The sequence below is a fragment of the Oceanicola sp. 22II-s10i genome (genome assembly GCF_002210105.1).
Classification (GTDB): Bacteria; Pseudomonadota; Alphaproteobacteria; order Rhodobacterales; family Rhodobacteraceae; genus Pseudooceanicola.
This window is the reverse complement of the sequence record NZ_AQQU01000004.1, coordinates 81,658-108,053: the sequence shown is the minus strand read 5'-3', so window position 1 is coordinate 108,053 and position 26,396 is coordinate 81,658. Positions and strand designations below refer to the sequence as shown.

Genomic DNA, 26,396 nt, shown 5'->3' with positions numbered 1-26,396 from the left:
CGGTCAGAGCTTGTCGAAGATCTCGCGCTGAAGGGCAGCGATGTAGTGGTCTTTGGAGCCCTCGCCGTCGGCGACGATGCCCTTCCACTTCTCGGCCAGTTCCATGAACTTCCGCACGTTCGCTTCGGCATTCGGCACGCCGTCCTTGACGCCCTTGTCGATGGCGGCCTGCACGGCGACGGCCTTCTGCTCGTTCCAAGCGTCCTTGAAGGCCTGATCCGGCGTGGTGGCCGGGCCGTTCTTCGCCTCGAAATTGGCGATGGCCTCGCGGTCGTCCTCTTCATAGCCCCACATCACATCGCCGATCTGCTGGGCGAGGTTGTCGTGGAAGATCTGCTTTTCCTTTTCCGACAGGTCTGCCCAGAGGTCCTTGTTCAGGGTCCAGTTCATCACCCCGAAATAGGACCCGAGCGGCGTGTCCCAGAGGCCTTTCGAGAAATCGCCCAGGCTGTAGGTGTCGAGCCAGGCGATGGAGCCCACCGAACAGTCGGCCTGACCGCGGTTCATCGCCTCGTACATCTCGGCCGTGGTGATCGAGACCGGCGTCGCGCCGATGGCCTGCAGCGCGATTCCGAGACCGGAAGGCCCGATCACCTTCTTGCCCTGCAGATCGGCAAGGCCGGAGATCGGGTCGCGGCAGATCATGTGCACCGGCGCGATGCCGGTCCAGGACAGACCCACGACGTTGTTGCGTTCCAGCTCGTCCTTGCACTCGGGGCAGTTCAGCAGCTGCATCTCGTTCATCGCGCCGACCATCACCTTGGGATCGTCGCCCACCACCAGCAGGGAGCTGAGCATCGACGAGGTCGGGATCTGCGAGCTGACGTAGATGCCCACCACCGACGCCGCATCGAGGATGCCGGAGCCGACGTTGCCCAGCAGTTCCTTCGGTCCGCCCATGGACCCGCCGGTGAACAGCTCGAAGGTCAACTCGCCACCGCTTTGCTCGGTCATTCGCTTGGTGCCGGGGAACAGGCCGTGGGTGTTCGGCGTGCTCTGCGGCGAGGTATAGGCGCCGACGGTGATTTCACGGGCCATCGCCGGGGCGGCGACGCACATGGACACGGCGCAGAGTGCGCCGGCAAGGTATTTCATGATTTCCTCCTCCGTTGAAATTCGGCGCGCCCTCCTCGACGCACCACGGGGGCAGTCTTTCGACCGCCCCCGCATTGGTCTTACAGACGTTCCGGAATGATCACCGGCAGCGTCTCGTATCCCTTGATGAAACAGGAATAGGTCCGCTCGGGCTCTTCCAGCAGTTCGATGGTGGGGAACCTCTTGAGGATTTCTTCCCACAGGATCGTCAGTTGCAGTTCCGCCAGACGGTTGCCCACGCAGCGGTGGATGCCGAAGCCGAATGACAGGTGGTTGCGCACCTTGGGCCGGTCGATCCAGTAGTCGTTGGGCCGTTCGATCTGGTCATCGTCCCGGTTGCCCGAGATGTACCACATCACCACCCAGTCGCCCTTGCGGATCGTCTTGCCGTGCATCTCGACGTCGCGGGTCGCGGTCCGCGCCATATGCGCCAGCGGGGTCTGCCAGCGGATCGTCTCGGACACCATCGACGGGATGAGCGAGGGGTTCGCGCGCAGCTTGTCGTATTCGCCGGGGAATTTGTTCAACGCGTAGACCGAGCCCGACAGCGTATTCCGGGTCGTGTCGTTGCCGCCGATGATCAGCAGGCCCAGGTTCCCGTTAAACGTCTGCCGGTCCATGTTCCGCGTCATCGGGTTGTGCGCCAGCATCGACACGAGGTCGATCCCAGGCTCCGCGTTCACCCGCTGGTTCCAGAGCTCGGCGAAGGCGTCGAAACACTTCGTCGTTTCCTCCAGCTTCTGGTCCCAGCTCGTCACCGGGCCGTGGCCGGGGACGTTGGTAAAGATGTCGGACCAGTAGGTCAGCATCCGCCGGTCCTCGAACGGGAAGTCGAAGAGCGTGGCGAGGGTCATCGCCGTGAACTCCTTCGACACCCGGTCGACCCAGTCGAACTTCTCGCCGATCGGCAGGTCGTCCAGCAGCTTCTGCGCGCGCTCGCGCAGGATCGGCTCCATGTTGCGCAGGTTCGTCGGCGCGACCGCCGGGCTGACCGCCTTGCGCTGGACGTCGTGTTCGGGCGGGTCCATCGCGATAAAGCTGTTCTTCGCCGGCCGCCGGTTACGGATGAAGTCGAGGCTTTCCGGCGTCTGGAGCGAGATGCCCTCGGCGCTGGAGAACGTCTCGAAATCGCTGTCGACGGCGACGATGTCCTTGTAGCGGGTGATCGACCAGTGCGGTACGAAGTCCCCCGTGTCGCACCAGTGGACCGGCGACTCGGCCCGCAGGCGGTCGAAATACGGCCACATGGTGTTGTCGACGAACCGTTCGCGCACGGCCACGTTCAACCCGTCCAGCGGCTCGGACCACGCCGCGTGGCGCGCCTCGTCCAGCTTGGGATCGGTGATGTCTTTCATCGCGGTCTCCTCCCTTGTGCCCATCGGGCAATGCTGATCGAACCGGCCCGAACAGCGTTCCGCAAGTCCGCAGAACGGAATAACCAGGCTCGCGCAAACTTGCGCCGGGGGCTTTTAGAACAGCGTTCGGGCGGTCCACGCTGCGTTTCCGTTCAGGAGGAGAGCAAGACCACAATGCCCAGGATCATCTACCAGACATTCGACGGCACCCGGCACGAGATCGAGGTCGCGGAGGGAACAAGCGTGATGGAGGGCGCCGTTCAGAACGGCATTCAGGGCATCGACGGCGACTGCGGCGGCTCTTGCGCCTGCGCCACCTGCCACGTGCAGGTGCCCGATGAATGGCTCGCCAAGCTCAACCCGCAATCCGACATGGAACTGTCGATGCTCGACTTCGCCGAAGGCGTCACCGACAACTCGCGCCTCGGCTGCCAGATTTCGGTCACCGGATCGCTGGACGGTATCGAGGTCATGCTGCCCGAAAACCAGCACTGACGCTTGCCGGGACAATCCCCGGTGTTATCCTCATCTTCGCGGCGGGCCCTCCCCGTCGCGCAGCGGGAGGAGAGCGGGGTCATCGACCCCCGATAATCGCTCATGGCGACGGATCACGACATGCGGATCGGAGCCGGTGACGGCGTGCGCGGGCGGGCGCTGTCTGCCGCAAGCCATCTGCTGATGGAATACGGTGCGGACGAGATGAGCCTGCGCGGCATAGCCGAGCGGGCGGGCATCGGTCTGGCGTCGATCTATCACCATTTCTCCAGCAAGGAAGATCTGCTGCTTCACCTTGCTTTGAAAGGCTTTTCCGAACTGCGCCGCGATCTGGAGATCAGCCGCACAGCACAGGCCGACGTCGGCCCGATGCGCCGCGCCGCCCGTGCCTATCTGACCTTCGCCGACAAGCGCGCGCCGCTGTTCGCACTGATGTTCGACCCCCGCCTGCTCTCGCGCCACGAAACCCTGCGCGAGGCCGAGCGCAGCGCCTACGCCGTGTATGAGGCCGCGGTGCAGGACGATACCCGGATCGACGCCGACCACCGCGCGCAGACCGCCACGGCGATCTGGACACTGGGGCGCGGCATTTCGGCGTCGAACGCGTCCTATCCAGGCGGGCGGATGCCCGACGACATGCAGGAACGGCTGGCACAGGGCATCGCCTGGCTGCTGGACCGTTAACCCCGGTTGGTGATCCAGCGGCACTGGTAGGGGCCGAAGGCAATTGGCGGCCCCGCCGGGTCGATCGCCTCGCCCGTCAGCAGGTCGGTCCATTCCTCGCCCTCGATCAGGTTGATCGCCAGCGGGTCGATTTCCAGCGCCTCGGCGCTAACGTTGTGCAGGGCGAATATCGACTGGTCGCGGTCAAGGCTCTGCCGCCACAGGCCGAAGATGCGGTCGTCCAGCTGCAGCGTGAACTGCGTCGCGTTCGGATGGAACGCCCGCTGCCGCCGCCGGACACCGATCCGCCGCAGCATCTCGCCCAGCACCTGCGCCTGCGGCGTGGCCGGATCGTCCAGCAGCGCCTGCAGCCGGTCATAGTCCCACCGGTGCCGGTTGATCGCGCGATTGTGACCGCTCTTCTCCACCCCTTCCCGGTCGTTCGGGGTCGCCAGAAGCGAATGGATGTAGAAGGCGGGAATCCCCTCCAGCGCCATGACGAGGGTCTGGCTGCACAGGAATCGCGGGATCTGGTGCCCGTCCGGTCCGGCGAAAGTGCCCTTCATCGCCTCGAACCACGTGATGTTCAACTCATAGGGCGACTGCCGCCCGTCCGGAAGCGCGCGCATGGACACGGCCCCGCCGAAGTCGCGGATCGTGCGGATGACCTCTTCGGTATCCTCGATCTTGAGGATACCCTCGGCCGGCCGCATCCCGATGCCGTCATGGCTGGCGGTAAAGTTCAGATAGGCGCAACCGAGCTGCGCCGGCGGCATCGCCCCCTGCCATCGGATCAGCTTCTTCGCGGTGCCCGACAGCATCGCGTGCAGCACCAGCGGCGGCAGCGAGAAGTTGTAGACCGCATGCGCCTCGTTCCGGTTGCCGAAGTAACTCAGGTTCTCGGCGTTCGGCACGTTGGTCTCGGTCAGCAGGATCAGCGGCTCGACCGCGTAATCCGCGAAATGCCGCATCAGCCGGACGATGGCGTGGGTCTGCGGCATGTGGATCGACTTGGTCCCGATCTCCTTCCAGATGAAGGCGACGGCATCGAGACGCAGGATACGGACCCCGTTGTCGACATGCAGCCGCATGATGCGCAGGAATTCCAGCAGCACCTCGGGATTGCGGAAGTCGAGATCCACCTGATCGTGGCTGAAGGTGCACCAGACGTGACGGATGCCGCGCGACGTCTCGACCTCGCGCAGCAGAGGATGCGTGCGGGGTCGCACGACGTCGGACAGGTCATCCTCGGGCGAGGCCTCGAAGAAGAAGCCGTCGTAGGGTTCATGCCCCTGCAGGTATTCGTTGAACCACGTCGACTGCGACGACACGTGGTTCAGCACCAGGTCGGACATCAGCAGGAATTCCGACCCGATCCGCTGGATGTCGGCCCAGTCCCCCAGCACAGGGTTCACCGCGCGGTAGTCCGTCACCGCGAAGCCGTCGTCCGAGGTGTAGGGAAAGAACGGCAGGATATGCACGCCGTTGATCGCGCCGAGGAAATGGCTGTGCAGGAAGTCGCGCAGCAGGTCCAGCGGCTTGTGTTGTCCGTCGACGATGGAATTCCCGTAGGTGATGCACACCGCGTCGCGTTCCGACCACTGCCGGTTGCCGGGCACCCTGCCCCGCTTGCGCATGGTGCTGCCCTCGGGCCAGAACGCCCCGACCATCCGCTGCCCGAGGTCGGCGGCATTGGCATCCGGGTATATCTGCTGGATCAGGCCATTGAGTTTGGCCCAGAAAGGCGATCCGGCGTCTAACATGTGGGGGCACCTTGTGGTTTCCCGGAAATGTCCCGGATCGGCCGCCGGGATTCAACCCTTGGCACCGATCCGGCTGTGCGCGCCCGGTGAGTGGGTATCGCCGCGGCTACTTGCTGGTCAGTTTCCCGCGCAAACTCGGCTCAACCGCCATGCATGGGGACCAGCCCTATGGCACCCGACACAGGCCCTAACGCAACCCTGCGCGGCTAACGACGCCATATCCCGATACCGGTCTGCCGCGAGAGTGCAGACCGACGCACGCCGCATCCTGCCATCGGTCTTGGCCTTGAGGCGAACTAAGCGAGCAACGCCCCGCAGGCTCAGAGATGTGCCCTTTCGCCGCCATCCGACAACTCGGTGACGATGCCCTGCCCCCTGTCCAGAGCCCGCATTCCGTCCCGGTCCAGACCGAGAGCCAGCCCTCGGATCATGCTCAGTGCGATGCCGTGCGACACGACGATTGCCGGTCCGGTCATGTCATTCAGGAATGACAGACACCTCGCCCGCAGCTCTGCCTCGGATTCGCCCGGACTTTCGAGGCACAGGTCAAAGACATCCGCGGCCTCCGCGACTTGCCCCATCCGGGTGCGCAGATCGGTCCAGGACCCGCCTTCCCACGTCCCCAGTGCGATCTCTTTCAGCCGGTCGTCGAAGAACGCCGGCACGTCCAGAGGCGCCACCGCCAGCGCGGCAGTCTGGCGGGTGCGGCGCAGCGGGCTGACAAAGGCGCGAATCCCGTCCGGCAGCAGCAGCGTTGCCAGGATCTCGCCCTGCCTCCGCGCCTGCGCCTGCCCCTTCTCGGTCAGGTCTGATTCCGTCTGGCCCTGGATACGGCGGTCGCGGTTCCAGTCGGTCTGACCGTGACGGAGCAGGTAAAGCGGCGGAAGCGTCATCATGGCAGTGTCCCCGTCTGCAGGGGCCCAAGCCCCCAGGCTGTTGGTGAGAGGCCAGAAAGATACCGCGCTGCTGTGTTCGTCAAGCCTGAGCCGTGTCGCGACCGCGGCCAGTGATCGGCACCGACGGCAACCCCGGACGGTCAAGGTTCCGGCCGTTTTCGATTTCCGGTCTGACAGGGTGGCCATCACAAAGGACGAATTGCCGATCAACGATGGGTTGTGGGATGCACCCACCTGTCCCATACGCAGCCCCATCCCGCTGACCATTTTTGACACGCCCCACAAAAGGCAGGCCGCGCCGAAAGCGCCGGGCTGTTGCGAAGGCATTTTCTTGGCCGGCGTCATGCGGCGCAGCTTCTCGACGGAGGTTGTCAGCGAAGAGCACCCGGTCGCCGGAGTTTGTGAGCTTGATCGGGATGTTTCGCCCGGACAATCGGCTCTGCGGTCGCGCCGGCTTGACCAGCCGAAAGGTATCCGTCGTCGGTGTCGCACAGTTTGGCCGCGGGCCTGAAAGCCGTAGCGGGAAATGTACCAAACGGATTCTGCGGACTTGACCGAACCCGCGAAACCGAGTCACCTTACGTTAGTTTTTTTGACTTTTTTTAATATGATATTTGGACGGATGAGTTTGATGTCATGGACCTTATCACTTGCGGATCGACGCGGGCCCAGGCCCCTTTGATCACGACCATAATCCCTTGCTTCAATTCGGCTGATACGCTTCGTCGAACACTGCAATCCGTCCACATACAGTCAACGCCCACACAGATCGTGATCGTCGATGACGGGTCCGAACCGGGTCAGGCACGCCAAATTCTGCGTCTTGGCCAAAAAGCCGGAGCAAAGGTTTTGCGCATTCCGGACCGGCAGGGACCCGCGGCAGCTCGGAATGCGGGCATTGAGAACAGCGATACGAAGTATGTCGCGTTCCTGGATTCCGACGATGTCTGGCTTCCCGGCAAACTGGCGATACAGGTCTCGGAAATGGAGCGGAAGGAGCTGGATTTCACATATCTTCCCTATGCGAACGTCTCCAGGGACCGCGTGTCGCGGATGCCAGTGCGCGATGCGATCCGGCGAAAGGAACTGCTGGGCAATACGGTGATCGGGTGCTCCACCGTCATGCTTCGCCGGGACTTCATCGGCGACCGGCGATTTGCCGACGCGCCGTGCGAAGACCTCGCCTTCTGGGCCGAATTGCTGGGCGGGGATGGCCAGGCGCATCTTGCGACAGACGAGGTGATGGTGTTGCGCCACGCCGGCGGGCGTTCGCGGAACAAGTTCAAAGCTGCATTCCGCTATTGGCGAACCCTGCGCCGGTCCATGAGGCTGAGCCTTGCGGAGACAACCAGGCACTTCATCCCTTATGCCGTGCACGCGATGCTGAAGCACTGGGGTCCGCCGAACAGGCGCCCGGTTCTGCCTGAATCGGACAAGATTCCAGCATGATCGCGAACCCGCACATCGCCTTGTTCTACGATATCCCGAACTGGGCATTTCACAACGTGGCACGGAATGTTGCGCGGATCGGCGCACGCAATACGCGGTATACATTGCTGGGGCGCGACGACTGGTTCGGAAAACCCGGCGTCGCTTCGAGCGTGGCACGAAACGCGGACGTCCTCGTCTTCCTGTGGCGGTTCGACCTGCTGGCTTTCCTCGATACACTGGATCACGCCGCACGACGCCACATGACCGGGAGCGATCGTCCGGGGATCGTCACCATAGTCTACGACCATATTTTTCAAAGCCCCGCCGAGCTGAGCGAAATGGGCAATCCCTTCCATTATTCCGACGCAGTGGGTGCGGCTTCGAGCCGCCTGAAACGTATCTATGACCGGGCCGCACATCTTCCCGACGTGGACGCGGTCCTGCCTGATGGCGTGGACCTGACTGAGTTCCCCGCGGTCGAGGACACGTCTGCCCGGTGCGGACCCATTCGCATCGGTTGGGTCGGCAACAGCGCGTGGGGCAGCACGGTGGGCCGTGACCTCAAGGGCAAGGCGACGATCTTTGACCCGGCGGTTGAGACACTGAAGGCAGCGGGAGCGGCCATTGATATCCGCGTCGCCGACCGTGCGAGGGCCTTTGTTCCCAAAGCCGAAATGCCGGCCTTTTACGCCGATCTCGACGTCCTTGTCTGCAGTTCCGCGATGGAGGGAACGCCCAATCCGGTGCTCGAAGCGATGGCCACGGGCGTTGCCGTGGTCAGCACCGATGTCGGGATCGTGCCCGATGTCCTCGGACCGCTTCAGAAACGGTTCATTCTGCCTGAGAGAAGCGCCCACGCCTTGGCCAGGGCCCTGAATACGCTGGTTGATGCGCCTGAGGTGTTGGCAGAATTGAAGGCCGAGAACCTGAGCCGTCGCAACGATTTGTCATGGGGCCATCGCGCGCCGGTCTGGGATGCGCTCTTTGAACAGGCTCGCAAGGACCGCCTTGCATCGGCCGGACAGAAGCGCACCGCGCTCATCCAAGAGCGATATTCGCGAAAGGGCACGGCCACGGAACGCGCGCGCCGGTGGATCGCCAGAAATCGTTTGGCCTATCGCCTCTATTCCATTTCACTTGAAAGGTTTCCTGCCTTGATCCGGTTTTCAAAGTACCTGCTTGCGCGGAGCGCCCGATGAGCCCGCGCTGGCTGGTGACAGGCGGCGCCGGTTTTATCGGCGGGCATCTGGTGCGCCGGCTTGCCGATCTGGACGTACAGATCACGGTGTTGGACGACTTCTCGACGGGAAGCCGCTCCAATCTTCCGCGAAACAGTCAGGTGCGCCTGATCACCGGAGACGTGGCCGATCCGATCACGCTGGGACGCGCGATGGAGGGCGCTTCGGGTGTATTCCACTGTGCAGCTACGGTCAGCGTTCAGAGGTGCATCACCGATTGGTCGGAGGCTCATCGGGTGAATGCTTTTGGCACGGTTCAGGTCTTCGATGCCGCCCGCCGACACGGACGCCTCCCGGTCGTGTATGCGTCGTCCGCTGCGGTGTATGGCGATCGGTCAGGCGAGGCCTGCCACGAGGACCTGGCGGAACGGCCGCTGTCGCCATATGGCGCCGACAAATTGCTGTGCGAACATCAGGCGCGGGCCTTTTGGCAGATCCATCGCCTGCCCAGTGCCGGCCTACGGCTGTTCAATGTCTACGGACCCGGCCAGCGCGCGGATTCCCCGTATTCCGGCGTCATCGCCCGCTTCCTGCGCAACGTGGAGGAAGGCAGGCCGCATGTCATTTTCGGGGACGGCAAACAGTCGCGGGATTTCATCCACGTCGACGACATTGTGACGGCGATGACGGCCGCGATGGTGCGGTTGAACGATCGGCCGGACGCGCTGTTGAGCAATGTCTGTACGGGCCGCTCAGTGTCATTGCTTCAGCTCGCCGCGCTTGTGGACAAGCTGGCGGGTCGACCAGTGCGCAAGACTGACTTTCAGGCCGCACGGCACGGCGACATCCGACATTCTGCGGGCGATACCTCCCGCATGCGTGAGTTGCTTGGCCTGACCCGCATGACCCGGCTGGAAGACGGACTGCTCCACTATTACTCCGCGTCGCCAGCACTCGAAAGGATTGGGCAGGTCTGATGACCAAACCGCGGGTTCTCCTGTGCCTCGACACGCCGAACTGGGCCTACGACAATATCTGCGACCAGATCGAGCGCTTTCATGGCCATGATTTCGAGTTCGAGCGCTACTACATGGCCGGCGTGGTTGGCTATCCGCAGGTCTTTCTGAACCAAATCTTCAACCTCAAGCCGCCTTTCGATCTGATCCATTTCTTCTGGCGCGAGGATGTGCAGCATCTTCTGAACCCGGAGGCACTCTATACCGCGGCGACCCGGTTCCGCATTCGTCCCGAGGATCTCTTTGACCGGATCAGCAGGCCGGTCATCACGGCCTCGGTCTATGACCACCTGCATCTTGAGCCCGAGGCCTTCCCATGGCGCGAGCGGGCGTTCTGGTTCACCGATGGATATGCGGTCTCGTCCTCACTGCTCGAAGGCATCTACAGGGACATCGACTCGTTCCCGGACCCGATCACGATCCTGACCGATGGTGTCGATCTGGACCGGTTCGGGCCGGTGGGGCTGGAGCGGCTGACCGACCACAACCGCCCCTTGCGCGTCGGCTGGGTCGGGAATTCTGCCTGGGGCGCCGAAGTCAGGGACGATCCCAAGGGCCTGCATTCAATCCTTAATCCGGCAATCGAAGCGCTGGCCGCAGAGGGTGTCACGGTCGAGCCGTATTACGCCGACAGTTCGGTTGCGCGCCGCACACGGGACGAGATGGTGGCCTATTACGGCGACATCGACGTACTCGTCTGCTCTTCCGAAATCGAGGGCACACCGAACCCGGTTCTGGAGGCTATGGCGTCGGGCGTGCCGGTCATCTCGACCCGCGTGGGAATAGTGCCTGAAATCTTCGGACCGAAACAGCAGGGCTACATTCTGCCCGAACGGTCGGTCGAAGAGATGGCTGCCGCCCTGCGGCGTCTGGCCATGGACCGCGCGAAACTGGCCGAGCTCTCGGCCGAGAACCTGATCGAAATCCGAAAGTTCTCATGGGAGAAGACGACGGCCGGCTGGCCGGACTTCTGGCATGCCGCGACGGTCCGAAACAGGGAAGGCCAACGCACGCCGCTGAAACGCTACATGCTGCAGGAACGCTATGCCGCGTGGTATTCGGACACGGTCAAACAGACTGCGAAATGGCGCGTGGCGTCCGGGCCGGCCCGGATCAGGCGGTCCCTCCATCAAAGTGCCGTCGACTGGATCTACCGCACGCCTGAACGCGCGGCGTTCATCAACCGGCTGCGCGGACGGGCTTGACCGTGAACAGCGCCGAAGATGACAAGTCGCCCGTGCGTTTCCTGTTGCTGATGCCCTGGGGCCGGGTGGGCAGCAACCTCGTCTCGGCCGCGCTTTCGCGCACCCAAGGGATCATGATCGAGAATGAACCGACGACGGCCATTCGCACAATCGGCCACCGCAACGGGTTGTCAAAGGACCAGATAGGAGAGGCGCAGATCGCACAACTCGATGCCTTCCTATCTCGCCCGGTCGAGGGAGTTGCCGCGGGATTGAAACTGTCCTTCCGCTCGCTCATCACGCCTGAAACCTACCTTGCAAGACTGGCGGCGGCGAACACGCGGCCTGTCCTGATAACACGCGAAAACGTGCTGAAGTGTGCAGTGTCCCAGTTGCGGGCCCGCGCATTGGCCGTGGGGAGTGCGCCCGAGTCCGGCCATTGGCGCAGCCCCTGGGCGGTCCGAAGGAACGAGCCGAAACCCGGTGCCATGCCCATAGACGTCGCGGACGCGATCCGTCTGGCCGGCGTCTTTCAGGACGCCGAAGATCAGATGATGGACCTGGCGCACCGCGTGTTCCCCGGCGGCTGGCACAGGGTGGAGTACCGCGATCTCGCGGCCCGGCCCGAACATGTCCTGGCCAGCGTCTTTGCCCATCTTGGATTGACCCCGCCAGACCCGATCCCCGTGATCTATCGAAAGTCGACCTCGGACGATCTGACCACCGACATCACCAACTACGGAGACTTCGAGGCCGAGGTCAAAGCTGCGGGGCTGGGGCGCTTTCTGTCCGACATTGTCTGACCCCGCCGCCAAAGCTGCGCGGCCAGAGATGCCAGTCGCGAACGGTCGATCAGGCGCAGTCTGGCCTGCTCTGCTGAGAACCGAAGAACATAGAGCGTATAATCCTCCGCCACGGTCCGGTGTACGATCTCGCAGCCGACGGCAGTCTCGATCCGTCGCCACGGCCTGTGGTTCAGGCGCAGACGGGTCCACCCACCCACCGGACCCCGAATGTCGAGATCGGCGCCCGCCTGCCCTACCTGCCAAGAACGCTCGAGATGCGCTTTGACTGCGTCGGCGGCCTCGCGCGTGCTCACGAAGCGCAGCCAGGGTGCCAACCGGCGGACGGCCTTGAAGATGGCGTCGAGCTGACCCAGCAAACCACCTTCGCGGTCCGTGCTGTGCCAGGGGCGGTCTTCGGGATTACGCAGCCCAATTTTTCGGGCGTTCGGTCCGGGCGTATCCGCGACATCGTCGGGGTGAATGAAGTGGGTCCACACGCCCATGGTGGCAATCTGGCTTGCCGCATCGAAGAGTGTCTCGTCACTGCACTCGTGACCCGCTGTCACGCGTGGAAGGCAATACAGCGATGGCGCCCAAGGCTCGGGACCAAACTCGCGCCCCTGGCCGTTCTCCACATCGCCGAAAAAGCTGCCGCTCAGCACCCTGAGCGAGGGGAGTTCCGATGCAAGGCAACGTGCGCCGTATGCGTCATAGACGTTGTTGGGCGGGACATAGCAGACCGGGCTCTCTCCAAGCCCTGATGCGGACCAGGCCGTCCGCACCGCGCCGAGCGATGTACGCATAGCCGCTTCATTCGACCAATCCGCCAGACGCAATGATCTGTGGTCGAACCCGTGCAGACCGATTTCCGCAGGAGCAATTTCGCTGATAACGTCGAAGCTCTCCGCCCGCGGGGCCGCCTCCAGCTGTTTGTCCCTCTCGACATGATAGTTGAACACGGCAAAACAACTCAGGCCAATCCCATGGCGTTGCGCAATCCTGACGACATCGGGATACCAGACGCGGGCATAAAATGTTCCGGGGTCCGTCATATCGTGACGGGCCATCAGGTCGCTGGACAGGTTGCCCCCCAGAGGCGCCGGAAAGTCGTCGATCTGCACAACTGCGACGTTTGCAATCGGTTGAACCGATACGGCTTCGACGGCCTGCACGCTTTCGATAATCAAGCCGCGTGCCCGCCGCTCGGCAAGAAACGCCGTGTTCCAGAAGATGACCGCGCCACGGCCCGTCACGGTCCTCCAGGCGACAGGTTTTCCGGATGTTGCGGTCGCCACGATTTCCGCGGACGGAACCGGACGAATGTCGAACCCGGAATGTGGGATCATATCGGCCTCGGGCAAATGGATGCCCTCGAAGGAGGGTAGCGCACGGCCCGGAAAACGCAGTCCGCCACTTGGATGGCTGGGCGGGATCGAGGCGATGTAGGCCTCGGACCCAACGACTCCGAACAGCGCGTTCAATCTGGGGTGACGCGCGCGGAACGCCACGACAAGACCACCCCCGTCGTCCACGAAATCCTCGAGTGCAGATACGGCCCCCGTGCTCAGACGATCGAGGCTTTCGGTCACCATCAGAACAGCGGAATACTGCAAGAGCTCAGGCAGGTCGCCGCTGCTTGCCAAATCCGCTTGGTCAAACGAAACCCGAGCGCAACGCATTGCTTCCCGCACGTTCTGCCAGGCAAGTCGTGACACCTGTTCCTGGCTATGCGCGATGACCAAAATGCGTTCTGCGGACCTCGTTTCGTCCATCTATGGTGTCTGTTCCTTCAATCGCGTTCAGCTCTTCCGCCCTGGTCAAACCGGGCAAATGGCCGCTTCCACTCCATTTTCACTTAGCGCATCGTCATTTCCAATCCTCCCTGGCTTCACATGCCCTGAAAATCCGCGACCCCGGACGGCCGGAGGGCAGCTGAACAATGGGTCAGAACGAACTGTAGGCTCCGCATCAGTTTCTCGAGCGTGGCAAGTTCGGGGCATTGGTCTCGGCCAAAGCAACCCGGCGGTGCCCTTCACGAGCTATGGCCGACAAAGCGGAAAAGGCCGTCAAAATGTGGAAGAAGTACCACGACGCGAACCCGGAAAATTGAACACCAGGTTCATGGAACCGGGGGGCGCGTCGCAAGGTGGCCGCAGGCCATTGGAAGTAATGGTGGGTGATAAGGGATTTGAACCCCTGACATCTTCGATGTGAACGAAGCGCTCTACCACTGAGCTAATCACCCAACGGAGCGTTGTCTAACCTCACTCGTCCCCTTCTGCAAGCGCGTCTTTTCCATCCGTGTCGACAAGATCCGAGGCCTCTGCCGGCACTTCGTTCTGACGGATGCGGGCGTTCATGACGGTGCCGCCATTGCTCTGCTTGATCCGGTTGACCTTGAGCTTGCCCAGTGGCTTGACGTTCAGGTCACGGCCTTCGGCGATCACCTCGCCCATCACCTGCAGGGTCGCTTCGACCACCAGCTTGGCGTCCTTCTTCTTGACGCCGGACAGTGCGACGACCCGGTCGATCAGTTCCCGCTTCTTCAGCTCGGGTCCGGTGACCGTCGGCACCGCTTCCGTCACCAGGGAAAGGTCCGGTGCGACGGCAGCCTTGGCCGCCCGCGCCCGCGTTTCCGATCCGGTGCTTTCCGGGTCATCCGTGCCGGTGGAGGTGTGGGTCTTTGCCATTGGAGCCTTCCGTTTCTGGCCGGAGTCCGGACGCCGTCAGGCCCGCGGCGCATTCGGGCAGGAAAACCGTCCGGTTTTCAGAATGTTGGAGATGCGCGCCTGCATTCACGCTAGCGGATCGCGGCAAGCCCTGCAATCGGACCGGCGAACCAACAAGAAAGGCGCGCCCCCGAAGGGACGCGCCTGATCATTGATGCGCCGGTGTTCAGTGCGCGACGGCTTCGGACGATCCGCCCTTGTCTTTCGACATCGCGGCGGCAGCGGCGGCCTCTTCGGCCTCCTCGTCCCACTCGACCGGCTCGGGCTTGCGGATCAGCGCCTGTTCCAGCACCTCGGAGACGTGGGTGACAGGGATGATCTTGAGCCCCTGCTTCACGTTGTCCGGGATGTCGGCCAGGTCTTTCTCGTTCTCCTCGGGGATGAACACCGTGGTGATCCCGCCCCTGAGCGCCGCGAGAAGCTTCTCCTTCAGCCCGCCGATCGGCATCGCATTCCCGCGCAGGCTGACCTCGCCGGTCATGGCGATGTCCTTGCGCACGGGGATCTGCGTCAGCACCGAGACGATGGAGGTCACCATCGCCAGACCGGCCGAGGGGCCGTCCTTGGGCGTGGCACCATCCGGCACGTGGACGTGGATGTCCCACTTGTCGAACCGCGGCGGCTTGACCCCGATCTCGGGCGCGATGGAGCGGACGTAGGACGATGCGGCGTCAATCGACTCCTTCATCACGTCGCCCAGCTTGCCCGTGGTCTTCATCCGGCCCTTGCCCGGCAGGCGCAGCGCCTCGATCTGCAGAAGATCACCACCGACCGACGTCCAGGCCAGCCCGGTGACGACACCGATCTGGTCCTCCTTCTCGGCCAGGCCATAGCGGAACTTCTTGACGCCCAGGTATTCGTCGAGGTTGTCCTCGGTGATCTTCACCTGCTTCTGCTCGCCCTTGATGATCTGAGTCACGGCTTTCCGTGCCAGCTTGGCCAGCTCGCGTTCGAGGTTCCGCACACCGGCTTCGCGGGTGTAGCGGCGGATCATCTCGTTCAGCGCCTCGTCGGTGATCTCGAACTCGCCCTTGCGCAGGCCGTGGTTCTTGATCTGCTTGGCGATCAGGTGCTGCCTTGCGATCTCGCGCTTTTCGTCCTCGGTGTAACCGGCGAGCGAAATGATCTCCATCCGGTCCAGAAGCGGGCCCGGCATGTTGTAGGAGTTCGCGGTCGTCAGGAACATCACGTTCGACAGGTCGTATTCCACCTCAAGGTAGTGGTCGACGAAGGTCGAGTTCTGTTCCGGGTCGAGCACCTCGAGCATCGCCGAAGCCGGGTCGCCACGGAAGTCCTGACCCATCTTGTCGATCTCGTCGAGCAGGATGAGCGGGTTCGTGGTTTTCGCCTTCTTCAGCGCCTGGATGATCTTGCCGGGCATGGAGCCGATGTAGGTCCGGCGGTGGCCGCGGATCTCGGATTCGTCACGCACGCCACCCAGCGAGATGCGGATGAACTCGCGTCCCGTGGCCTTGGCGACCGATTTGCCGAGCGAGGTCTTGCCGACACCCGGAGGGCCGACGAGGCAGAGGATCGGGCCCTTGAGCTTGGCCGACCGCTGCTGCACGGCGAGGTATTCGACGATCCGTTCCTTGACTTTCTCAAGCCCGTAGTGGTCCTGATCCAGCACGTCCTGCGCGTTGTGCAGGTTCTTCTTGGTGCGCGATTTCACGCCCCACGGAATGGACAGCATCCAGTCGAGGTAGTTGCGGACGACGGTCGCCTCGGCGCTCATCGGGCTCATGTTCTTGAGCTTCTTCAGCTCGCCCTCGGCCTTTTCCTTGGCTTCCTTCGACAGCTTGGTGTCCGCGATGCGCTTCTCCAGCTCGGCGACCTCGTTCTGGCCGTCCTCGCCGTCGCCGAGTTCCTTCTGAATGGCCTTCATCTGCTCATTCAGATAGTACTCGCGCTGCGTCCGCTCCATCTGCGACTTGACGCGGGTCTTGATCTTTTTCTCGACCTGAAGGACGGACATTTCGCCCTGCATCAGGCCATAGACCTTCTCCAGCCGCTCGCTGACGCTGAGCGTTTCCAGCAGGTCCTGCTTCTGGTCCACCTCGATGCCGAGATGCCCGGCCACGAGATCGGCGAGCTTCGCCGGTTCGGTCGTCTCGGCCACGGCACCGAGCGCCTCTTCGGGGATGTTCTTCTTGACCTTGGCATAGCGCTCGAACTCGGCCGCGACGGACCGCAGGAGCGCCTTGATGGTGTCCAGATCGCCGTCTTCCTCTTCCAGCAGTTCGGCGCTGGCTTCGAAGAAGTCCGGGTTCTCGATGTAGTTGACGATACGCACACGCGCCTGCCCTTCGACCAGCACCTTCACGGTGCCATCGGGGAGCTTGAGCAATTGCAGCACGTTGGCCAGCACGCCGGCCTTGTAGATCCCATCGGTGTCAGGGTCGTCCTCGGACGGGTCCACCTGGCTGGACAGCAGGATCTGACGGTTGTCCGCCATCACCTCCTCCAGAGCGCGCACGGATTTCTCGCGACCGACGAAGAGCGGCACGATCATGTGCGGGAAGACCACGATATCCCGAAGCGGCAGCACGGGATAGGACGGGTTGAGGGATTGGGTCATGCTCTATCCTTGGCTTTGGCAGAAAGCTCCGGCCCCGATTGCGGCGGCCACGGCTTCCTCCGGTTTATGGAAGTTTAATCTGGGGCGCGCATGCCACGGATTCAACCTCGGTTGCCTTAGCATGCCTGTATCGCTGCGGGAGTCGCAAGGCGGATATGGGTTAACTTAACCTAAAAACCCCGTGTCAGAGCCGCGCGGCCCTCAGCGGGTGCAGATCTCGCGCGGCCGGTTGCCGTAGGGCTGGAACGTGCAGTCCGATGCCCGGAACGACCGGTAGAACCGCGCGCAGACCTCGACGTTGCAGCTCTGCGCCGTGCGCTCGCCCCTGGACATGAGACGCTCGCTCAGCCGCTTGGCGAGTTGATTGACCGTGATGCCTTCGGGACCCGCATTGTCGATGATCTCCTGCGCGACCCGCAGCTTCTCCTCGGGGCTTTCCGGATTACGCGTGCGACCGGCTTCTTCTGCACTGACGATATCACGCTCGTCGAGGTTGCGGCTCTCGGACACCGCGATGATCTGCGGCTCGGGCGCGTCTTCCTCGGTGCGGATCGGCGCGGCCTTGCGGTTGGTCATGAAGGCCGCCCAGATTTCCGCCGGGATGCTGCCGCCGGTGACGCCGTCCATCGGACTGTTGTCATCGTTGCCGACCCAGACGCCGACGATCATGTTCTCGGCCCAGCCCACGAACAGCGCGTCGCGGTTGTTCTGGCTGGTCCCGGTCTTGCCGACCGCGCGGGGCACCTCTGCCACCGCCTTGCCTGTACCATGCGTCACGGCCAGCCGCAGCATCGCGGCCATCGGACGGCGCGCCATCATCAGGTGCTGCGCAAGCGCGCTCGGCCGCGGTTCGCGCCAGTCGACGGGCGTGTACTCGCCGCCCGGACGGGTGATGCCGGAGATACCGCGCGCATCGAACGGCGCGCGGCCGGTGGCGATGGCGGCATACATCTCGGTCAGGTCCAGCAGGGACATCCCGTTGGCCCCGAGGCCGATCGACGGGGTCTCGCTCATCTCGGCCTCGACGCCGAGCGCGCGGGCCGCCTCGGCCACCCGGTCGAAACCCAGTTCGGCGGCCAGACGCACCGTCGCGACATTCATGGATTCCGAAAATGCCTCGGCCAGCGTCACGGTGCCATGGTTGCGACCGCTGAAGTTCTCGGGCTCGTAGCCGTTGATGTCGATCGGGTCGTCCGAGATCCGCGTCTCGGGCGTCATGCCGTCCGCCAGCGCCGTCAGGTAGACCACGGTCTTGAAGGTCGAACCCGGCTGCCGGATCGCATCCGTCGCGCGGTTGAACTGGCTTTCGTTGTAATTCCGCCCGCCGACCATCGCCGCAATGGTCCCGTCAGGACGCAACGCCACCAGCGCGCCCTGCATCGAGGTGCCCGCCAGCCCGTCGGCGATCGCGGCCTCGGCCCGGCGTTGCAGGTCGGGGTCGAGCGTCGTGCGCATCGTCACCGGCCCGCGCAGGCGCGTCGCCAAGCCGTCGGCATGGGGCGCGACCCAGTCGGCGAACCAGCCGCCGTAGGTGGGCGCAGAGCGATGAAACCGGAGAGTCGCGAGGTCGAGGCGCGCGTCGTTGGCCGCACCGGCTTCGATCCGTCCCTGCCCTTCCATCAGATCAATGACCATCCGCGCGCGGTCCAGAAGCGGTTCGGGATTGCTGAACGGGTTCAGCCCCGAGGGCGTGCGGATCGTAGCAGCCAGGACGGCGGATTCCGCCAGCGTCAATTCCGATACGGCTTTGTCGAAATAGGTCCGCGCCCCGGCGCCCACTCCGTGCGCACCGCTGCCGAGGTAGACCTTGTTCAGATAGGCTTCGAGGATCTCGTCCTTGCTGTGCGTCGCTTCCAGCTCGCGCGCCAGCATCGCCTCGTGGATCTTGCGCGAATAGGTGCGCGCGGGGTCGAGGAAGCTGATCTTGATCAGCTGCTGCGTGATCGTGCTGCCGCCCTCGACGATCCCGCCCGAGGTCAGGTTGCGCCCGAAGGCCCGCGCGATCGAGCGGAAGTCGACACCGCCGTGTTTGCGGAACCGGCGATCCTCCAGCGCGATGACGGCGTCGGTCAATTCGGCCGGCATCTCGGCAAGCGGCACATAGGTGGCCGTCCGACCCAAGGCCAGCTTCAGGCTGTCGCCCTTTGCGTCCTCGTAATAGAGGTCGCTCTTGGCGTTGGCGCGCACATGCGACAGGTCGGGCCGGGTGCCGACCCAGGCGCCCGCGCCGATGGCCGATGCCATCACCACGCCAAGCGCGCCGAGGAATATCCACCGCCGTCTCGGTCTGCTCGACCGCGGGGACCTCTCGGTGTTGTACGTCTCGCTGGGTTGACCCTGTGACTGCTCGTCGGTCGGGGAAATCTGATCACTCATTGCTCTCACCACCTCGCTGCCCGTTCAATGCGAAGCGGGGGCATGGGGTTCCGACAATGTGAAGTGCGGGTTCAGACCGGCGGGATGTCGCCTTCGGCCCAGCCTTCGCGGGTGGCGCTCTGGAATGCCTCGAAACGGCCCGCCGCGATGGCCTCGCGCATGCCCGCCATCAGCTCCTGGTAGTAGTGCAGGTTGTGCCATGTCATCAGCATCGAGCTGATGATCTCCTGCGCGCGGAACACGTGGTGCAGGTAGGCGCGCGAGTAGTTGCGGCAGGCGGGACAGGTGCAGTGCGCGTCCAGCGGGCGCGGGTCGTCGCGGTGGCGGGCGTTCTTGATGTTGACCACGCCGCGCCGGGTAAAGACCTGCCCCGTCCGGCCCGAGCGCGACGGCAGCACGCAGTCCATCATGTCCACCCCGCGCGCGACCGCGCCGAGGATATCGTCCGGCTTGCCCACGCCCATCAGATAGCGCGGCCTGTCCTCGGGCAACATTGCGGGGGCGTAGTCCAGCACGCCGAACATCGCCTCCTGCCCCTCGCCGACCGCCAGCCCGCCGATGGCGAAGCCGTCGAAGCCGATGGCCTTCAGCGCCTCGGCACTCTCGCCGCGCAGCTCTTCCGTCACGCCGCCCTGCTGGATGCCGAACAGCGCATGTCCCGGACGGTCGCCGAAGGCATCGCGGGACCGCTGCGCCCAACGCATCGACATGCGCATGCTCTCGGCCACGCGCGCCTCGTCGGCGGGCAGCGCCGGGCATTCGTCGAAACACATCACGATGTCGGACCCGAGCTGGCGCTGGATCTCCATCGACGTCTCGGGGCTGAGGAAATGCTTCGACCCGTCCACATGGCTGCGGAAGGTCACGCCGTCCTCGGTCAGCTTGCGCAGTTCGGCGAGGCTCATCACCTGGAACCCGCCCGAGTCCGTCAGGATCGGCTTGTCCCAGTTCATGAACCCATGCAGCCCGCCGAGCCGCTCGACCCTCTCCGCGCCGGGGCGCAGCATCAGGTGGTAGGTGTTGCCCAGCAGGATGTCGGCACCGGTCGCGGCCACGCTTTCCGGCATCATCGCCTTGACCGTCCCGGCGGTGCCGACGGGCATGAAGGCGGGCGTGCGGATCTCGCCCCGCCTGGTGTGGATCACACCGGTCCGGGCCGCGCCGTCGGTGGCGCCAAGGGTGAAGCTGAAGCGGTCGGTCATGGCCATCTCTCCTGACCGGCCCCCTCTAGTCCCGGCGCGGGCGGAATAGCAAGCCTTGCCACTTCCCCGCGACAGGTTCACCATTGCGCCAACGGAGGAGCCCCCATGAACCAGATGACCCCGCCCGACCTCGTCGCCACTTCGCTGGAAGACGGCCTGTTCACCATCACGCTCGGCAACGGCAAGGCGCATCCGCTGTCGATGGCTATGATCCGCGCGGTCCACAGCGCGGTCGACACCGCACGGGCCGACGACGCGGCGCGGGTGATCCTGCTGCACGGGCCCGGCCCGATCTTCTGCGCGGGGCATGATCTGAAAGAGATCAACCGCCACGCCGACGACCCCGATCAGGGCGTCGCGTTCCTGGGCGAGCTGTTCGACGCCTGCGCGGACATGATGCTGTCGATGGCCACCTCGCCCAAGCCGGTGATCGCGCTGATCGAGGGCATCGCCACGGCGGCGGGCTGCCAGCTGGCGGCGACCGCGCATCTGGCCTTCGCCTCGGACGCCGCACGGTTCCAGTTGCCCGGCGTGAACAACGGCGGCTTCTGCACCACGCCCTCGGTCGGCGTCAGCCGCTCGGTCTCGCGCAAGCACCTGATGGAACTGGCGCTGTCGGGCGAGATGCTGAACACCGACTGGGCCTTGCGCGCGGGACTGGTGAACCGTGTCTACCCCGCCGACCGCGTGGTCGAGGAGGCGACGACCTTTGCCCGGACGCTGGCCGGCCGCAATCCCGGCCCGATCCAGCGCGGTATCGAGACGATCAACGCGCATCAGCCGATGGGTCTGGAAGACGCCTATGGCATGGCGCGCGACGTGATGATCAGCCACTTCCAGGACCCCTACCGGCGCGAACGCGCGGCGCAGAGCAAGTTCGCCGCCAAGGGCTGAGACACAGCTTCGCCGTTGACCGGAACCGGGTTACGGGCCACGCTTTGCGCGGCCCGTTTCATTTTGCCCGGTCGATATGGAAAACATAGATTTCGAGACGCTCCTGACGGAGAACATCCTCTACATCCTGATCGCCGTCCTGCTGATCGTCGTGATCGTCAAGGGCGTGCGGATCGTGCCCCAGTCGGAAAAGCACGTCGTGGAACGCTTCGGACGGCTGCATGCGGTGCTGGGGCCGGGCATCAACTTCGTCGTGCCGTTTCTGGACGTGATCGCGCACCGGATCTCGATCCTCGAACGGCAGCTGCCGACCATGAGCCAGGACGCCATCACGCTGGACAACGTGCTGCTGCAGGTCGACACCTCGGTCTTCTACCGCATCATCGAACCGGAAAAGACCGTCTACCGCATCCGGGACATCGACGCCGCGATTTCGACCACTGTCGCCGGCATCGTCCGGTCCGAGATCGGGCGGATGGAACTGGACCAGGTGCAGTCCAACCGCTCGGCCCTGACCGGCACGATCAAGGATCAGCTCTTCGCCGCCGTGGACGACTGGGGGATCGAGGTGACGCGGGCCGAACTCCTGGACGTGAACCTAGACCAGGCCACCCGCGCCGCGATGCTGCAACAGCTGAACGCCGAACGCGCCCGCCGCGCGCTGGTGACCGAGGCCGAGGGCAAGAAGCGCGCGGTGGAACTGGCCGCCGATGCGGAGCTCTACGCGTCGGAGCAGGCCGCCAAGGCGCGCCGCATCCAGGCCGATGCCGAGGCCTACGCGACCGAGATCGTCGCGCGCGCCATCGCCGACCACGGGATCGAGGCGGCGCAGTATCAGGTCGCGCTGAAGCAGGTCGAGGCGCTGAATGCCCTCGGGCATGGCGACGGCAAGCAGGTGGTGATCCTGCCCGCCAACGCGGTCGAGGCCTTCGGCAACGCCTTCGCGATGCTCAAGGGACGGGTCTGAGCCGATGGCGGTCCTCTACTGGCACCTGTGGTGGGTCTGGGTCGCGGCGGGCATCGCGATGATGATCGTCGAGGTCGCGATCCCCGGTTTCATCTTCCTCGGCTTCGGGATCGGCGCGGTGCTGGTCGGGGTGCTGGTCCTGACCGGGCTGGCCCTGTCGCTGCCGCTGATGCTCGTCGAATTCGCGGCGCTGTCGCTGGTCACATGGCTGATCCTGCGGCGCGTCTTTGCCAGACCGGGCAGCAACGCCCGGATCGTGCGGCGTGACATAAACGACTGACCTCTGCCTCTGGACCCGGCGGGCTTAAATTCCTATATATTCGGTCAGGAAACGCGCGAGAACCCAATGCCCAACTCTGCCGAACCCCTCGAGGGTGCGCCCCTCATCGCACCGTCCAGCACGGACCACCCGCTGTATGACAGCGTGGTCGAGGCCTGCCGCACGGTCTACGACCCCGAGATCCCGGTGAACATCTACGACCTCGGGCTGATCTACACGATCGACATTTCCGACGACAACGCCGTCAAGGTCATCATGACCCTGACCGCCCCCGGCTGCCCGGTCGCGGGCGACATGCCCGGATGGATCATGGACGCGGTCGGTCCGATCGGCGGCGTCAAGGATGTCGACGTCGAACTGACGTGGGATCCGCCGTGGGGCATGGACATGATGTCCGACGAGGCCCGGCTGGAGCTTGGCTTCATGTAAGGGAACCGGGACGGCCCGACGGCGTTTGATCCGCATGTCCGTGTTGCCGTTCCAGTGTTCCAGCCGTTTCGGCCGGGGTTTGCGCCCCGGCCTTCTTGCTATCTGCCTGACCCTGATATCCCTCGCCCTGACCGGCGCCGGCACGGCGCAGGACGGCGGCGGAATGCAGTGGTTCGAGGCCGACACCCTGAACCCCGGCCTGCCCGATCCGCCGTCCGACGTGCTGCGCGACACGCCGCAGGCGACGATGGAAAGCTTCCTCGCCCTCAGCCGCGACGGCAGATACGAGGACGCCGCGCACCTGCTGGACCTGACCGGCGTGCCGGAGGCGGAACAGGTCGAACGCGGCGCCTCTCTGGCGCGGATGCTCGAGACGATCATCGACCGCCGCGTCGTGGTCGACTGGCATTCCCTGCCCGATGTGCCCGACGCCGTGGATGCGACGCCCTCCAGCAACGACCCGTTCGCCGCTCAGCCGCGCCGCTCGCTGCGACTTTGGCTGGTGGACCTCGACAACCGCCCGGTGTCGATCCGGCTGAACCGCATCGCGCCCGAAGGTGCCGAGCCCGTCTGGGTCTTTGCCCGCCAGTCGGTCCAGAACCTGCCGGCCCTGTTCGCGATTTACGGCCCCTCGGAGTTCGAGGAGGCGCTGCCCGATGTCCTGCGCACCGACGCGCTCTGGGGGCTGATGACGTGGGAACTGATCGGCCTGCCGCTGCTGGTGATCGGGGCACTGGCACTCGGCCTGCTGATGCGCCGCTACATCATGCGCCTTGCCGACTCGCGCGAGTCGGAGCTGTCACGGCTGGTGATCCGCAGCCTCTGCACGCCGCTGCTGTTCTTCGTGATCACCTTCGTCGTCGGCACCGTCACCACCAACGTCTTCGTCTTCTCGGGCCGGATCTCGGCCGTGCTGTCGCCGCTGGTCATCATCGGCTACGTCCTCGCGGTCATGATCCTGCTGATGAACGTGGTCGATGCCGTCCTCGACCAGCTTGTCGTCAAGCAGGACGAAGACCTCTCCGCCAAGGAGCAGGAGGCGCGGCGCGGCTTTGCCACGCAGGTCACCGCATGGCGGCGGGCGCTGATGGTCATCGTCTTCCTTGCCGGCGCGGGGTTCGTGCTGACCTCGGCCAACGTGTTCCGCACGCTCGGCTTCTCGCTGATCGGGGCGGCCGGTATCGCGACGGTGGTGCTGGGCTTTGCCGGGCGGGACATCCTGTCGAACATCCTGTCGTCGATGCAGATCGCGCTGAACCAGTCGGCGCGGATCGGGGACACGATCCTCTACAAGGACTACTTCTGCGTGGTCGAGCGGATCAATTTCACCTACGTCCAGCTGCGGGTCTGGGACCGCACCCGGCTGATGGTGCCGGTGCGCGAATTCGTGGCCGAGCCTTTCGAGAACTGGACCGCGATGACGCCGGAACTGCACCGCGTCATCAAGCTGCGCCTCGGTCACGGCGCGGATGTGGAGCGGCTGCGCGAGGCGTTCTACGGCATTGCGGTCGACCTCGATGAGGGCGACATGACCGAGGACACCGATGCGCTGGCGGTGCGGGTGGCGGATCAGGACACGCTCGGGATCGAGGTCTGGTTCATCCTGCCCTGCAACGACGCCAACTCCGCATGGACTTACACCTGCCGCGTCCGCGAGGCGCTGATCGCCGAAATCGCCCGGTGGGACGCCGAGGAGGACGGCGGGCGCTACCTGCCAGAGATCGCGGCTTCCGAGGCCGCCTGAACGGAAGGGAAAAAGTGAGTGGCCATATGGCGCCACCGCGGTAAGGTTGTCGTATTCAACGGACCAATACCGGGACTATTCAGATGAAAGCCATTGTCGCCGCCCTCACCGCGGGCCTTATGATCCTGTCTTCCGCCGCGTGGGCCGAGGATTTCCGGATCGCAACCTTCCCCAAGAAAGCGGGCCGCGCGCTGATCGAAAGCGCCTCGGACCCGGTGAAGCTGAGGCGCGGGATGCAGGAAATCCTGCCGGAATTCAAAGTCCCGGCGCGCGCCGTTCTGAAATGCCGACTGTTCGACGACGGGATCATCTGCGGCGCGTTAGACAGCATCATGGAATGCCCCGAGGTGATCCCCCTCGAGATCGAGGGACAGAGGAACACGGTCGAGGTTCCCGTCGACTGCGTCGGCCCAGACAAGGACGGCAACTGCGAATGCGAGGTCGCCGGGTCGAAGTGATCGCACAGGCACGACCGATCCACGCCGGGCTTGCCTGCGCCCGGCGTGACGCCTATCTGTGAGGCAAAGGAGACCACTCATGTTCGGCATTCCCGGCAAGCAGGCCGTCACCATGACATCCGCAGCGGCGACCCAGATCGCCCGGCTCATGGCCAAGGACGGCCATCAGGGCCTGCGCATCGGCGTCAAGAAGGGCGGCTGCGCGGGCATGGAATACACGATGGACTACGTGACCGAGGTCGATCCCCATGACGAGGTGGTCGAACAGGACGGCGCGCGGGTGATGATCGCCCCGATGGCGCAGATGTTCCTGTTCGGGACCGAGATCGACTATCAGACCTCGCTGCTCGAAAGTGGCTTCCAGTTCAACAACCCCAACGTGGCCGAGGCCTGCGGCTGCGGCGAGTCGATCAAGTTCAAGGACGCCTGATGGCCGTCGACCCCGAGTTTCTCGAGCACGCGCTCGAGTTGTTCTCGGGGCTTGGGCCTCTGCGCACCGGGCGGATGTTTTCGGGCGTGGCGCTCTATGCCGAGGAAGATGTCATGTTCGCCATGATCGCCTCGTCCCAGGTCATCTACATGAAATCCGACGATGCCACGCTGGCCGACTACGAGGCCGCGGGCTCGGTCCCCTTCACCTACACCCGCGCGAATGGCGAACGGCAGGTTACATCGCTGATGTCGCTGCCAGACAGCGCGATGGACGACCCGTCCGAGGCGCTGGACTGGGCGCGCCTGTCGATGGGCCCCGCCCGGATCGCGGCCGACAAGAAGCGCGCGGAGAAAGCCCGCAAGGCGGCGCGCAAACCCCGGAAAACCAAGGCCTGACAGCGGGCGGCGCGGTTGACTTGCCCGCGCCGGTCGGAAAAGTTGGGCCG

At 64.4% G+C, this 26,396-nt stretch carries 24 protein-coding genes and 1 tRNA gene; 15 read left to right on the top strand and 10 right to left on the bottom strand.

Annotation, left to right across the window (positions count from 1 at the left end; genetic code table 11):
• Positions 1–3: 3 nt before the first annotated feature.
• Together ATO6_RS12280 and ATO6_RS12275 are read right to left on the bottom strand one after the other, a co-directional pair.
• Positions 4–1,095: a C4-dicarboxylate TRAP transporter substrate-binding protein gene (locus ATO6_RS12280; RefSeq protein ID WP_176440911.1), complete on the bottom strand. Its 1,092-nt coding sequence runs from the start codon at positions 1,093–1,095 to the stop codon at positions 4–6.
• Positions 1,096–1,175: 80 nt separating this feature from the next.
• Positions 1,176–2,450 carry a cytochrome P450 gene (locus ATO6_RS12275; RefSeq protein ID WP_088624308.1) on the bottom strand — a complete coding sequence of 425 codons (1,275 nt, stop codon included), beginning with the start codon at positions 2,448–2,450 and terminating at the stop codon, positions 1,176–1,178.
• Between the two features lie 174 nt (positions 2,451–2,624).
• Here ATO6_RS12275 and ATO6_RS12270 point away from each other — a divergent pair, with 174 nt between their 5' ends.
• Positions 2,625–2,945, top strand: coding sequence for a 2Fe-2S iron-sulfur cluster-binding protein (locus tag ATO6_RS12270; RefSeq protein ID WP_088624307.1), 321 nt, complete (start codon positions 2,625–2,627; stop codon positions 2,943–2,945).
• Positions 2,946–3,047: 102 nt separating this feature from the next.
• Positions 3,048–3,629 (top strand): TetR/AcrR family transcriptional regulator, encoded by a 582-nt coding sequence (locus tag ATO6_RS12265; RefSeq protein WP_088624306.1) that lies wholly within the window; start codon positions 3,048–3,050, stop codon positions 3,627–3,629.
• On the opposite strand, the gene ATO6_RS12260 is transcribed toward ATO6_RS12265, so the two are convergent.
• Together ATO6_RS12260 and ATO6_RS25070 are read right to left on the bottom strand one after the other, a co-directional pair.
• Entirely contained in the window at positions 3,626–5,371 is a 1,746-nt protein-coding gene (locus ATO6_RS12260) for a sugar phosphorylase (protein WP_088624305.1), read from the bottom strand. The two genes, ATO6_RS12265 and ATO6_RS12260, sit on opposite strands and share 4 nt — an antisense overlap.
• Positions 5,372–5,691: 320 nt before the next feature.
• On the bottom strand, positions 5,692–6,267 hold the full coding sequence (locus ATO6_RS25070; protein WP_176440910.1) for a histidine phosphatase family protein: 576 nt from the start codon (positions 6,265–6,267) through the stop codon (positions 5,692–5,694).
• Positions 6,268–6,903: 636 nt separating this feature from the next.
• Between ATO6_RS25070 and ATO6_RS12250 the strand changes: the two genes are divergently transcribed.
• From ATO6_RS12250 to ATO6_RS12230, 5 genes are read left to right on the top strand one after another with little or no spacing between them, the layout of a single operon-like run.
• Positions 6,904–7,716, top strand: a complete 813-nt coding sequence (locus ATO6_RS12250) for a glycosyltransferase family A protein (RefSeq protein WP_088624303.1) — start codon at positions 6,904–6,906, stop codon at positions 7,714–7,716.
• Entirely contained in the window at positions 7,713–8,897 is a 1,185-nt protein-coding gene (locus ATO6_RS12245) for a glycosyltransferase family 4 protein (RefSeq protein ID WP_088624302.1), read from the top strand. The genes ATO6_RS12250 and ATO6_RS12245 overlap by 4 nt, the downstream gene beginning before the upstream one ends.
• Positions 8,894–9,853 (top strand): NAD-dependent epimerase/dehydratase family protein, encoded by a 960-nt coding sequence (locus ATO6_RS12240; protein ID WP_088624301.1) that lies wholly within the window; start codon positions 8,894–8,896, stop codon positions 9,851–9,853. Before ATO6_RS12245 ends, ATO6_RS12240 begins: the two co-directional genes overlap by 4 nt.
• Positions 9,853–11,097, top strand: a complete 1,245-nt coding sequence (locus ATO6_RS12235; RefSeq protein WP_088624300.1) for a glycosyltransferase family 4 protein — start codon at positions 9,853–9,855, stop codon at positions 11,095–11,097. The genes ATO6_RS12240 and ATO6_RS12235 overlap by 1 nt, the downstream gene beginning before the upstream one ends.
• Positions 11,098–11,099: 2 nt before the next feature.
• A complete protein-coding gene (locus ATO6_RS12230) occupies positions 11,100–11,879 on the top strand; it encodes a hypothetical protein (RefSeq protein WP_088624299.1) in 780 nt (259 codons plus the stop codon).
• Here ATO6_RS12230 and ATO6_RS12225 read toward each other — a convergent pair.
• From ATO6_RS12225 to tgt, 6 genes are all read right to left on the bottom strand, one after another.
• Complete coding sequence (locus ATO6_RS12225; RefSeq protein ID WP_088624298.1) at positions 11,813–13,633, bottom strand: DUF2194 domain-containing protein; 1,821 nt, start codon at positions 13,631–13,633, stop codon at positions 11,813–11,815. The genes ATO6_RS12230 and ATO6_RS12225 overlap by 67 nt on opposite strands.
• Positions 13,634–14,031: 398 nt before the next feature.
• Positions 14,032–14,106, bottom strand: a tRNA-Val gene (locus ATO6_RS12220).
• 19 nt (positions 14,107–14,125) lie between these two features.
• Entirely contained in the window at positions 14,126–14,551 is a 426-nt protein-coding gene (locus ATO6_RS12215; protein ID WP_254919135.1) for an HU family DNA-binding protein, read from the bottom strand.
• A 205-nt stretch (positions 14,552–14,756) separates the two neighbouring features.
• Entirely contained in the window at positions 14,757–17,168 is a 2,412-nt protein-coding gene (gene lon, locus ATO6_RS12210; RefSeq protein WP_088624297.1) for an endopeptidase La, read from the bottom strand.
• A gap of 201 nt (positions 17,169–17,369) precedes the next feature.
• Complete coding sequence (locus ATO6_RS12205) at positions 17,370–19,544, bottom strand: transglycosylase domain-containing protein (RefSeq protein WP_088624296.1); 2,175 nt, start codon at positions 19,542–19,544, stop codon at positions 17,370–17,372.
• Positions 19,545–19,615: 71 nt separating this feature from the next.
• The gene (gene tgt / locus ATO6_RS12200; protein WP_088624535.1) at positions 19,616–20,746 is read right to left on the bottom strand and encodes a tRNA guanosine(34) transglycosylase Tgt; all 1,131 of its coding nucleotides are present in this window, start codon (positions 20,744–20,746) and stop codon (positions 19,616–19,618) included.
• Positions 20,747–20,851: 105 nt separating this feature from the next.
• Between tgt and ATO6_RS12195 the strand changes: the two genes are divergently transcribed.
• The 8 genes from ATO6_RS12195 (at position 20,852) to ATO6_RS12160 (ending at position 26,346) form a co-directional block, all read left to right on the top strand.
• Positions 20,852–21,640: an enoyl-CoA hydratase-related protein gene (locus ATO6_RS12195; protein ID WP_088624295.1), complete on the top strand. Its 789-nt coding sequence runs from the start codon at positions 20,852–20,854 to the stop codon at positions 21,638–21,640.
• Positions 21,641–21,716: 76 nt separating this feature from the next.
• Positions 21,717–22,607, top strand: coding sequence for an SPFH domain-containing protein (locus ATO6_RS12190; RefSeq protein WP_088624294.1), 891 nt, complete (start codon positions 21,717–21,719; stop codon positions 22,605–22,607).
• A 4-nt stretch (positions 22,608–22,611) separates the two neighbouring features.
• Entirely contained in the window at positions 22,612–22,887 is a 276-nt protein-coding gene (locus ATO6_RS12185; RefSeq protein ID WP_088624293.1) for an NfeD family protein, read from the top strand.
• A 66-nt stretch (positions 22,888–22,953) separates the two neighbouring features.
• Positions 22,954–23,316 (top strand): SUF system Fe-S cluster assembly protein, encoded by a 363-nt coding sequence (locus tag ATO6_RS12180; protein ID WP_088624292.1) that lies wholly within the window; start codon positions 22,954–22,956, stop codon positions 23,314–23,316.
• A 163-nt stretch (positions 23,317–23,479) separates the two neighbouring features.
• Entirely contained in the window at positions 23,480–25,060 is a 1,581-nt protein-coding gene (locus ATO6_RS12175; protein WP_217898996.1) for a mechanosensitive ion channel family protein, read from the top strand.
• 83 nt (positions 25,061–25,143) lie between these two features.
• Entirely contained in the window at positions 25,144–25,518 is a 375-nt protein-coding gene (locus tag ATO6_RS12170; RefSeq protein WP_088624290.1) for a hypothetical protein, read from the top strand.
• A 79-nt stretch (positions 25,519–25,597) separates the two neighbouring features.
• Positions 25,598–25,948 (top strand): iron-sulfur cluster assembly accessory protein, encoded by a 351-nt coding sequence (locus tag ATO6_RS12165; RefSeq protein ID WP_088624289.1) that lies wholly within the window; start codon positions 25,598–25,600, stop codon positions 25,946–25,948.
• Positions 25,948–26,346: a TfoX/Sxy family protein gene (locus tag ATO6_RS12160; protein ID WP_088624288.1), complete on the top strand. Its 399-nt coding sequence runs from the start codon at positions 25,948–25,950 to the stop codon at positions 26,344–26,346. Before ATO6_RS12165 ends, ATO6_RS12160 begins: the two co-directional genes overlap by 1 nt.
• Positions 26,347–26,396 lie beyond the last annotated feature (50 nt).

Bases quoted from the DNA above. Each gene is read 5' to 3' on its own strand.
- ATO6_RS12280 (WP_176440911.1), bottom strand. From the start codon at position 1,095: ATGAAATACCTTGCCGGCGCACTCTGCGCCGTGTCCATGTGCGTCGCC.
- ATO6_RS12275 (WP_088624308.1), bottom strand. From the start codon at position 2,450: ATGAAAGACATCACCGATCCCAAGCTGGACGAGGCGCGCCACGCGGCG.
- ATO6_RS12270 (WP_088624307.1), top strand. From the start codon at position 2,625: ATGCCCAGGATCATCTACCAGACATTCGACGGCACCCGGCACGAGATC.
- ATO6_RS12265 (WP_088624306.1), top strand. From the start codon at position 3,048: ATGGCGACGGATCACGACATGCGGATCGGAGCCGGTGACGGCGTGCGC.
- ATO6_RS12260 (WP_088624305.1), bottom strand. From the start codon at position 5,371: ATGTTAGACGCCGGATCGCCTTTCTGGGCCAAACTCAATGGCCTGATC.
- ATO6_RS25070 (WP_176440910.1), bottom strand. From the start codon at position 6,267: ATGATGACGCTTCCGCCGCTTTACCTGCTCCGTCACGGTCAGACCGAC.
- ATO6_RS12250 (WP_088624303.1), top strand. From the start codon at position 6,904: ATGGACCTTATCACTTGCGGATCGACGCGGGCCCAGGCCCCTTTGATC.
- ATO6_RS12245 (WP_088624302.1), top strand. From the start codon at position 7,713: ATGATCGCGAACCCGCACATCGCCTTGTTCTACGATATCCCGAACTGG.
- ATO6_RS12240 (WP_088624301.1), top strand. From the start codon at position 8,894: ATGAGCCCGCGCTGGCTGGTGACAGGCGGCGCCGGTTTTATCGGCGGG.
- ATO6_RS12235 (WP_088624300.1), top strand. From the start codon at position 9,853: ATGACCAAACCGCGGGTTCTCCTGTGCCTCGACACGCCGAACTGGGCC.
- ATO6_RS12225 (WP_088624298.1), bottom strand. From the start codon at position 13,633: ATGGACGAAACGAGGTCCGCAGAACGCATTTTGGTCATCGCGCATAGC.
- ATO6_RS12215 (WP_254919135.1), bottom strand. From the start codon at position 14,551: ATGGCAAAGACCCACACCTCCACCGGCACGGATGACCCGGAAAGCACC.
- lon (WP_088624297.1), bottom strand. From the start codon at position 17,168: ATGACCCAATCCCTCAACCCGTCCTATCCCGTGCTGCCGCTTCGGGAT.
- ATO6_RS12205 (WP_088624296.1), bottom strand. From the start codon at position 19,544: ATGAGTGATCAGATTTCCCCGACCGACGAGCAGTCACAGGGTCAACCC.
- tgt (WP_088624535.1), bottom strand. From the start codon at position 20,746: ATGACCGACCGCTTCAGCTTCACCCTTGGCGCCACCGACGGCGCGGCC.
- ATO6_RS12195 (WP_088624295.1), top strand. From the start codon at position 20,852: ATGAACCAGATGACCCCGCCCGACCTCGTCGCCACTTCGCTGGAAGAC.
- ATO6_RS12190 (WP_088624294.1), top strand. From the start codon at position 21,717: ATGGAAAACATAGATTTCGAGACGCTCCTGACGGAGAACATCCTCTAC.
- ATO6_RS12185 (WP_088624293.1), top strand. From the start codon at position 22,612: ATGGCGGTCCTCTACTGGCACCTGTGGTGGGTCTGGGTCGCGGCGGGC.
- ATO6_RS12180 (WP_088624292.1), top strand. From the start codon at position 22,954: ATGCCCAACTCTGCCGAACCCCTCGAGGGTGCGCCCCTCATCGCACCG.
- ATO6_RS12175 (WP_217898996.1), top strand. From the start codon at position 23,480: ATGCAGTGGTTCGAGGCCGACACCCTGAACCCCGGCCTGCCCGATCCG.
- ATO6_RS12170 (WP_088624290.1), top strand. From the start codon at position 25,144: ATGAAAGCCATTGTCGCCGCCCTCACCGCGGGCCTTATGATCCTGTCT.
- ATO6_RS12165 (WP_088624289.1), top strand. From the start codon at position 25,598: ATGTTCGGCATTCCCGGCAAGCAGGCCGTCACCATGACATCCGCAGCG.
- ATO6_RS12160 (WP_088624288.1), top strand. From the start codon at position 25,948: ATGGCCGTCGACCCCGAGTTTCTCGAGCACGCGCTCGAGTTGTTCTCG.